At 49.8% G+C, this 8,401-nt stretch carries 6 protein-coding genes and 1 rRNA gene; 1 reads left to right on the top strand and 6 read right to left on the bottom strand.

Going from position 1 to position 8,401, the window contains the following annotated elements:
* Positions 1-82 (top strand): 5S ribosomal RNA (rrf, locus tag OGV98_RS23580); the annotation flags it as partial.
* An 88-nt stretch (positions 83-170) separates the two neighbouring features.
* On the opposite strand, the gene OGV98_RS03425 is transcribed toward rrf, so the two are convergent.
* The 6 genes from OGV98_RS03425 to OGV98_RS03400 all read right to left on the bottom strand — a co-directional run bounded on the left by OGV98_RS03425 (position 171) and on the right by OGV98_RS03400 (position 8,392).
* Complete coding sequence (locus OGV98_RS03425) at positions 171-929, bottom strand: amino acid ABC transporter ATP-binding protein (RefSeq protein ID WP_003025300.1); 759 nt, start codon at positions 927-929, stop codon at positions 171-173.
* Between the two features lie 7 nt (positions 930-936).
* Complete coding sequence (locus tag OGV98_RS03420) at positions 937-2,040, bottom strand: amino acid ABC transporter permease (RefSeq protein ID WP_003025299.1); 1,104 nt, start codon at positions 2,038-2,040, stop codon at positions 937-939.
* A 9-nt stretch (positions 2,041-2,049) separates the two neighbouring features.
* Positions 2,050-3,231: an amino acid ABC transporter permease gene (locus tag OGV98_RS03415; RefSeq protein ID WP_003844801.1), complete on the bottom strand. Its 1,182-nt coding sequence runs from the start codon at positions 3,229-3,231 to the stop codon at positions 2,050-2,052.
* A gap of 69 nt (positions 3,232-3,300) precedes the next feature.
* Positions 3,301-4,326 (bottom strand): amino acid ABC transporter substrate-binding protein, encoded by a 1,026-nt coding sequence (locus tag OGV98_RS03410; protein WP_003025295.1) that lies wholly within the window; start codon positions 4,324-4,326, stop codon positions 3,301-3,303.
* Between the two features lie 460 nt (positions 4,327-4,786).
* A complete protein-coding gene (locus tag OGV98_RS03405; protein WP_003025292.1) occupies positions 4,787-5,008 on the bottom strand; it encodes a lipoprotein in 222 nt (73 codons plus the stop codon).
* A 270-nt stretch (positions 5,009-5,278) separates the two neighbouring features.
* On the bottom strand, positions 5,279-8,392 hold the full coding sequence (locus OGV98_RS03400; RefSeq protein WP_202580960.1) for an efflux RND transporter permease subunit: 3,114 nt from the start codon (positions 8,390-8,392) through the stop codon (positions 5,279-5,281).
* Between the last annotated feature and the right edge of the window lie 9 nt (positions 8,393-8,401).

Genomic DNA, 8,401 nt, shown 5'->3' with positions numbered 1-8,401 from the left:
CCATGCCGAACTCAGAAGTGAAACGCCGTAGCGCCGATGGTAGTGTGGGGTCTCCCCATGCGAGAGTAGGGAACTGCCAGACATCAAATAAAAGCGAAAGGCCATCCGAAAGGATGGCCTTTTTGCGTTTATACGCGGAAATAAGCCGGAACTGTATCCGGCATATGGCTTTAATGAATAACCTGCGATAAAAACGCACGAGTGCGTTCAGATTTGGGGTGAGCAAAAAACTCATCCGGTGGTGCCTGTTCCACAATCTCGCCAAGATCCATAAAGATCACCCGGTCAGCTACTGTGCGGGCAAAGCCCATTTCATGGGTTACACATAGCATGGTCATGCCCGATTGTGCCAGACCTATCATGGTATCCAGCACTTCTTTTACCATTTCAGGATCCAACGCTGATGTGGGTTCATCAAATAACATGATTTTGGGTTTCATACACAGCGAGCGTGCAATGGCCACGCGCTGTTGTTGTCCACCAGAGATTTGCCCGGGATATTTATGCGCATGTTCGGCAATGCGGACCCGCTCGAGGTAGTGCATTGCCAGTACTTCAGCCTCTTTTTTCGGCATCTTTTGCACCCAGATAGGCGCCAGTGTGCAGTTTTGTAGGACAGTTAAATGAGGAAAGAGATTAAAGTGCTGAAAGACCATGCCAACTTCTTGTCGGACGCGCTCAATATTGCGGATGTCTTCATTGAGTTCAATCCCATCCACCACAATGCGTCCTTGCTGATGCTCTTCCAGATGGTTAATACAGCGGATAGTTGTCGATTTACCCGAACCGGAAGGCCCACATAATACGATGCGCTCTCCCTGTTTTACCTTCAGGTTGATGTTTTTCAGGACGTGAAACTGTCCGTACCATTTGTTGACGTTTTCCAGCGTAATCATCGCGTCGGTGGACGGCATTAATAATTGGCTCATAAATTCCTCAGTGCGGTGTACGCCCGGTGTTAAAACGTTTTTCCAGATGTTGGCTGTAACGCGACATACTGAAACAGAAGATCCAGTAAATCAGTGCAGCGAAAACATATCCTTCTGTCGACATACCCAGCCACGCAGGGTCCACAGTTGCTTGCTGCACGCTACTGAAGAGATCAAACAGACCGATGATAATGACCAGACTGGTATCCTTAAACAGGGCGATAATCGTGTTAACCAGGCCAGGGATAACCAGCTTGAGGGCTTGCGGAAGAATGACCAGCCCCTGAGTTTTCCAGTATCCTAACGCCAGTGATTCAGCGGCTTCATACTGACCTTTTGGTAGGGCTTGTAACCCTCCGCGAACCACTTCTGCGACATAGGCCGACTGGAAAAGAATAACGCCGACCAGGGCCCGGATAAGCTTGTCGATACTGGTTCCTTCGGACATAAACAGAGGAAGCATGACCGAGGACATAAACAGAACGGTAATCAACGGCACACCGCGCCAGAACTCAATGAAAATGACGGATAAAACCCGCACGACCGGCATATGGGAACGACGTCCCAACGCCAGTAAAATGCCCCATGGAAGCGCGCCTGCAATCCCCACGGATGCGATAATTAGCGTCAGTGTTAATCCACCCCACTGCCGGGTTTCTACGCGCTCCAGCCCGAAAAAACCCCCGTACATCAGCCACCAAACCACCACTGGATAAACTACGGCCCAGACGGCGATATAGCGGCCACGATGCGGGATTGTTTTCAAGAACATGGGAACGATAGACAGCAAACCAATTATCAGGGCCAGATTTACACGCCAGCGCTGATCGTGGGGATAAAGTCCATACATGAATTGCCCAAAGCGTTCATGAATGAACACCCAGCAGGCTCCGGCTTTGGTGCAGTCTGCTCGGGTTGAACCGACCCAGTTGGCCTGAAAGAATACCCAGTTCAACAGTGGCGGAAGAAATGACCAAATCAGCCATATGCATAGTAGGGTGAGCAGGCTATTTGACCAACTGGAGAACAGGTTTTTACGCACCCAGAGTAGGCTGCGGCTTGCCGGATTACTGCGCTGGCGTGAGGGGTGAGACAGCAGGGCTTTTGTCATCATGGCTCCTTAGCGCTCAATCAGTGCAATACGGCGGTTATAAATATTCATCAGCAAAGAAATACTCAGACTAATGATCAGGTATACCGACATGGTGATGGCGATCGTTTCAATGGCTTGCCCTGTTTGATTGAGTACCGTGCCGGCAAACAGTGACACCATGTCCGGATAGCCAATGGCGGCCGCAAGAGAAGAGTTCTTGACGATATTCAGGTACTGGCTGGTCAGTGGGGGAATGATGACGCGTAGCGCCTGTGGGATGATTACCTGGCGTAGCGTCACCGGATTTGGCAGACCCAGCGAGCGTGCGGCTTCATGTTGGCCATAAGGAACGGCCTGAATTCCCGCCCGAATAATTTCTGCAATAAATGCCGAGGTGTACACCGAAAGCGCCAGAGTCAGTGCCGCCAGTTCGGGAATAAGCACCATACCGCCACGGAAGTTAAAACCACGAAGCGCGGGAATATCCCAGTGAAGCGCAGCGCCAAACATCCACTGTGAAATCACCGGTAAAAGTACGATCAACGCCAGAGCCGTGGGCCAGGTCCGACGTAGCTGGCCGGTTTTGGTCTGATGCATTCTGTTGAAGCGAAATAATCCGATGGTGACGACGATAGCGATAACGACAGCGGTGCAAAAGGCAAAAAAACCTTCTCCCATTTGTGGGGCCGGTATATAGAGCCCCCGGTTACTCAGGAACATCAAATCCAGTGCGTTAACAGCCTGGCGTGGGCCGGGCAGGTTACGTAATACAGCGAAATACCAGAAGAAGATCTGCAGCAGTGGCGGTATATTGCGGAACGTTTCGATGTAGATCGTCGAGAGTTTTCGCAATAACCAGTTATCTGACAGGCGTGCCAGTCCGAGAAAGAAACCGAGAATTGATGCGAAAACAATACACAATGCAGAAACTAATAGTGTGTTGAGCAGGCCGACCACAAAGACACGACCATACGTATCGCCTTGCTCGTAATCAATCAGATGCTGGACAATACCAAATCCGGCACTGCGATCGAGAAAAGAAAACCCCGAGGTAATACCGCTATTGTTCAGGTTATTTATCGTGTTATGAATGAGATAGACCGCAATGCTGATAACCGCAATGACGGCGAGTATTTGAAATAACCAGGCGCGGACCGCAGGGTTAGAAAAGGATAACGATCCTTTTACGGTTGAGCGGCGATGGAACATAAGAAAACCTCAGTAACTATGACTCTGGGCTGAGCGCCGCAGTTGCGGCGCCCGTTACATCACTACGCATTAGCGCACCGGTGGCGCATATTGGATGCCACCGTTATTCCAGAGGTTGTTCTGTCCACGTTTGATCTTCAGCGGACTTTCCGATCCAACGTTACGTTCAAAGATCTCCGAATAGTTACCAACCTGCTTGATAATGTTGTAGGCCCATTTGTTATCAAGTTTCAGATCCTTGCCATAATCCCCTTCTTTACCCAACAGGTGAGCCATATCCGGAGTTGCTGGATTAGCCGCTTTTTCATCGACGTTTTTCGAGTTAACACCCATTTCTTCCGCATTCAACATGGCGAACAGCGTCCAGCGAACAATGGAGAACCACTCATCGTCCCCACGACGTACGACAGGTCCCAGCGGTTCTTTAGAAATAACTTCTGGCAGGACGATCCACTCCGCAGGATTGCTCAGCTTGATGCGTAGGGCATACAACTGAGACTGGTCGGAAGCCAGCGTATCGCAACGTCCAGATTCCAGAGCTTTGGCTGATTCATCCGAGCGGTCAAAGGTGACGGGGGTGTACTTCATATTGTTGGCTTTAAAGTAGTCGGCCACGTTCAGTTCGGTATCGGTTCCCGCCTGAATACAGACCGTTGCGCCATCCAGCTCTTTAGCGCTCTTCAGACCTGCTTTATTGTGGGTAAGAAAACCAATGCCGTCATAATACGTTACGCCAGTGAAGGACATACCCATACCGGCATCACGAGAGGAGGTCCACGTGGTATTACGAGAGAGCATGTCGACTTCACCAGACTGTAATGCAGTAAAGCGTTCCTTGGCGGTGAGCGGGGTATATTTTACTTTGCTATCATCGCCAAATACGGCGGAGGCAACGCCACGACATACATCAACATCAATACCCGAGAACTTGCCGCTTGCATCGGCGTAAGAAAAGCCAGGCAAGCCGTCGCTGATCCCACATTGCACAAACCCTTTTTTCTTTACGGCATCAAGTGTTGCGCCGGCATGCGCCTGATTTGCAACAGCAAGCAGCACGCCGGCCGCAGCCAGGCTGGCGATTATCATCTTTTTCATAGAGCATCCTGTGTGGAGGAATTATTGTTATGGAAACGTTCTGAAAACGTCTTTTACCTGTCTGTGGCTTTGGCCATACTCTTTTAAGCAAAGGTAGTGCCAGTTTTTTGCGCCTGATTATTTGACGCAATATGCAGAGTGTAGACAGGAAAAAATAAATGCAGCGCCCTGAAGTGGTGCAAAATTGAAACGTAAGCCACATTTTGGCGCAAAAAATTTAAAAATCAGACAGGACGCGTGATAACGATTTCTGGCGTTAATATTAATGGCGTGAGAATAATGAAAAGAAACTGTGGTGTAACGAAAAACAGAAAAAATGCTAATTTTAAATCGTGGATGTGTGAGGGGAATCTATAATAATTTTATTATATGTCAGTCGCTATTAAGCAACGTTTTGTCTTATATGTAGATTTTATGCTTAGTGCTCAAAGCGCGGTAATAACCGCGCTTTTGAGATGATTTATTTGGTCAGGGCGACAATCCCAAGTGTTAGTCCGGCAACGGCTGCAGCACCACCGGCGATGGCTCCGGCTGTTTCCCAGTTATCCTGGGTAGTGCCTTTCATACAGGTATTGGTATGAACCAGGCGCCCCTGATCGTCGTATACAGGTACGCAAGGAGAATCGTGTGCACAGCCAGCCAGGAATGCGGTAAGCAATGCAACGGATATTAATCTTTTCATGGTGTTACCTCAAAATAAGCGTTTCGCTAATTAAGCAAAGACAAACGCTAAGCCATCTGCGAACTCGGTGATTATTTTACCACTTCTTAAAAAAGGACTGACATGAGGAATAATCTCAATTCATGTGGATTGTAAAAATAATGGATAAAAAGAAAGGTCGTAGGCGAGTTTAGAGGGATAGTTTAAATGAAATACATGGCTATCTTACTAATAAATAAAGAGGAGCATCGTAGGTAAAAAAGGCGTCCGTAGACGCCTTTATTTTACAAATTAATCGTTGTGCCGACTAAAACGCCGTCTCACGACAACAAAGAAGACGGGGACGAAGAAGATAGCCAACAATGTTGCGGTCAGCATTCCTCCCATAACACCTGTACCGACCGCATTCTGTGCACCACTACCTGCTCCGTGACTGATAACCAGAGGCATAACCCCCAGAATAAAGGCCAGGGATGTCATCAGGATAGGACGAAGACGCATACGCGATGCCTCCAGCGTCGCTTCAATCAACCCCTTGCCTTCTTTATCCATCAGGTCTTTGGCAAACTCGACGATCAGGATGGCGTTCTTAGCCGAGAGGCCGATAGTGGTTAGTAAGCCAACCTGGAAATACACATCGTTATTCATCCCGCGCAGTGATGCGGCTAACAATGCGCCTACAACACCGAGCGGTACAACCAGCATCACCGAGAAAGGAATAGACCAGCTTTCATACAATGCGGCAAGGCAAAGGAATACTACGATTAACGAGATGGCATACAGCGCAGGCGCCTGGTTACCCGACAGCCTTTCCTGATAAGACATACCCGTCCAGTCATGACCAATACCATTCGGCAGTTTTTCCGCCAGACTTTCCATCAGCGCCATTGCTTCACCAGTGCTTCGCCCTGGTGCCGCTTCGCCCAGTATTTCCATGGATGGCATACCGTTGTAACGTTCCAGTCGCGGTGAACCATAAATCCAATGTGATGCACTGAACGCAGAGAACGGAACCATTTCGCCATTGGAGCTGCGGATATACAGATTATTGATGTCCGCTGGCAGCATGCGGTATTTTGCATCCCCCTGAACGTACACTTTTTTCACACGACCGCGGTCAATAAAGTCATTGACGTAATAGCCGCCCAGTGATGCGGAGATAGTTTCGTTGATATCCGACAGCGATACCCCCAGTGCCTGTGCTTTCTCCTGATCAACATCCAGCTTAAACTGCGGAGTATCTTCCAGTCCGTTAGGACGAACGCGAACCAACAGATCGGGGTGTTTAGCCACCATTCCCAGTAGTTGGTTACGCGCTTGCGTCAACGCAGTATGCCCCAGACCGCCCTGATCGATCAGCTCAAAATCGAAGCCGGTTGCGGTACCCAGTTCAACAATAGCGGGCATATTGAAGGGGAAGACTAACCCATCGCGGATCTGGCTGAACGCGCGTGTGGCGCGTGCAATGACCGCTTCAACACTATTTTCCTCGCCGCTACGTTCATTCCAGGGCTTGAGGCTAACGAATGCCAGACCTGAGTTTTGCCCCTGACCGCTGAAGCTAAAACCGTTAACCGTGAAGACGCTTTCGACGTTAGCTTTCTCATTGGTCAGGTAGTACTGAGTAACTTGATCCAGTACTTTCTGGGTGCGCTCTTGCGTAGCTCCTGCCGGAAGTTGAATCATTGTCATAAACACACCCTGATCCTCCTCTGGCAGGAAGGAGGTCGGCAGGCGCATAAACAGAACTGCCATTCCGATCACGATGATCAGATAGACGACAAGGTAACGCCCTGTTTTACGCACAATACCGCTGACGCTATTGGTATAGTGATTGACGCTGTGATCGAATTTGGCATTAAACCAGCCAAAGAAACCGCTTTTTTTCTCGTGATGCTCAGCCGATACCGGCTTCAACAATGTTGCACAAAGCGCAGGAGTCAGGATCAGCGCTACCAGTACAGAAAGCGCCATGGCGGAAACGATGGTAATGGAGAACTGCCGATAGATAGCCCCAGTTGAACCGCCAAAGAAGGCCATCGGGATAAATACCGCAGACAGCACCATGGCAATACCAACCAGTGCCCCCTGTATTTGTGACATGGACTTTTCCGTCGCCTCTTTAGGCGGCAGATTATCTTCCATCATCACGCGTTCCACGTTTTCCACCACCACTATCGCATCATCGACCAATAGACCGATGGCGAGCACCATGCCGAACATCGTCAGGGTGTTTATCGAGTAGCCAAACGCGGCAAGTACGGCGAATGTGCCCAACAATACGACGGGGACAGCGATGGTTGGAATGAGCGTTGCCCGGATGTTTTGCAGGAACAAATACATGACCAGGAACACCAGCACGATCGCTTCAAACAGCGTTTTTACCACTTCATGAATGGAGATGGTCACAAACGGCGTCGTGTCGTATGGGTAGACCGCCTTCATTCCCTGCGGGAAGAATGGTTGCAGTTCAACCAGCTTGGCTTTGATAGCGTTCGCGGTATCCAGCGCGTTTGCCCCGGTTGCCAGCTTGATCCCAAGGCCGGATGCAGGCTTACCGTTAATACGCGCCACGACGTTGTAGTTTTCCCCACCCAACTCGATACGCGCGACGTCTTTCAGGTGAACAACCGAACCATCGCTGTTCACGCGTAAAGTCACTTTCCCGAACTCTTCAGGGTCTTTCAGTCGCGTTTGCGCAATGATAGAGGCGTTCAACTGCTGGTTAGGTAATGCAGGCGTCCCCCCTAACTGACCTGCGGCAATCTGATCGTTCTGTACCTTCAACTGATTGATCACATCAACCGGCGTGAGCTGATATTTGTTCAATAAGTTTGCATCCAGCCAGATGCGCATGGCGTACTGTGCACCAAACAACTGCACGTCACCCACGCCATTCAGACGGCTGATTGAGTCTTTAACGTTCGAAGCGACGTAGTCGGAAATGTCATCCTGTGTGGTTTGGGGGTTGTCAGAAACAAAACCCGCGACCATCAAAAAGCTGCTACTCGATTTCTCGACGCTGATCCCTTGCTGCTGAACTTCTTGCGGCAGTAACGGAGTGGCGAGCTGCAGTTTATTTTGCACCTGTACTTGCGCGATATCGGGATCGGTACCGGACTGGAAAGTCAGCGTAATAGTCACACTCCCGGCCGAGTCGCTGGTGGAGGACATATACATCAGGTTATCGATACCATTCATATTCTGTTCGATAACCTGTGTGACTGTATCCTGAACCGTCTGCGCATCTGCACCAGGATAAGTGGCAGAAATGGCGACCGCAGGAGGCGCAATGGTCGGGTACTGTGCCACGGGCAGTTGCATGATTGCCAGAGCACCCGCCATCATCAGAATGATAGCCAGTACCCAGGCAAAGATAGGACGCCTGATAAAAAAGTTAGCCATGTCCGGTTA

Origin of the sequence: Citrobacter sp. Cf136 (assembly GCF_030333815.1) — a bacterium.
Classification (GTDB): Bacteria; Pseudomonadota; Gammaproteobacteria; order Enterobacterales; family Enterobacteriaceae; genus Citrobacter; species Citrobacter freundii.
Note: the sequence above shows the minus strand (reverse complement) of the source record. Positions and strands in the feature narration are given on the sequence as shown.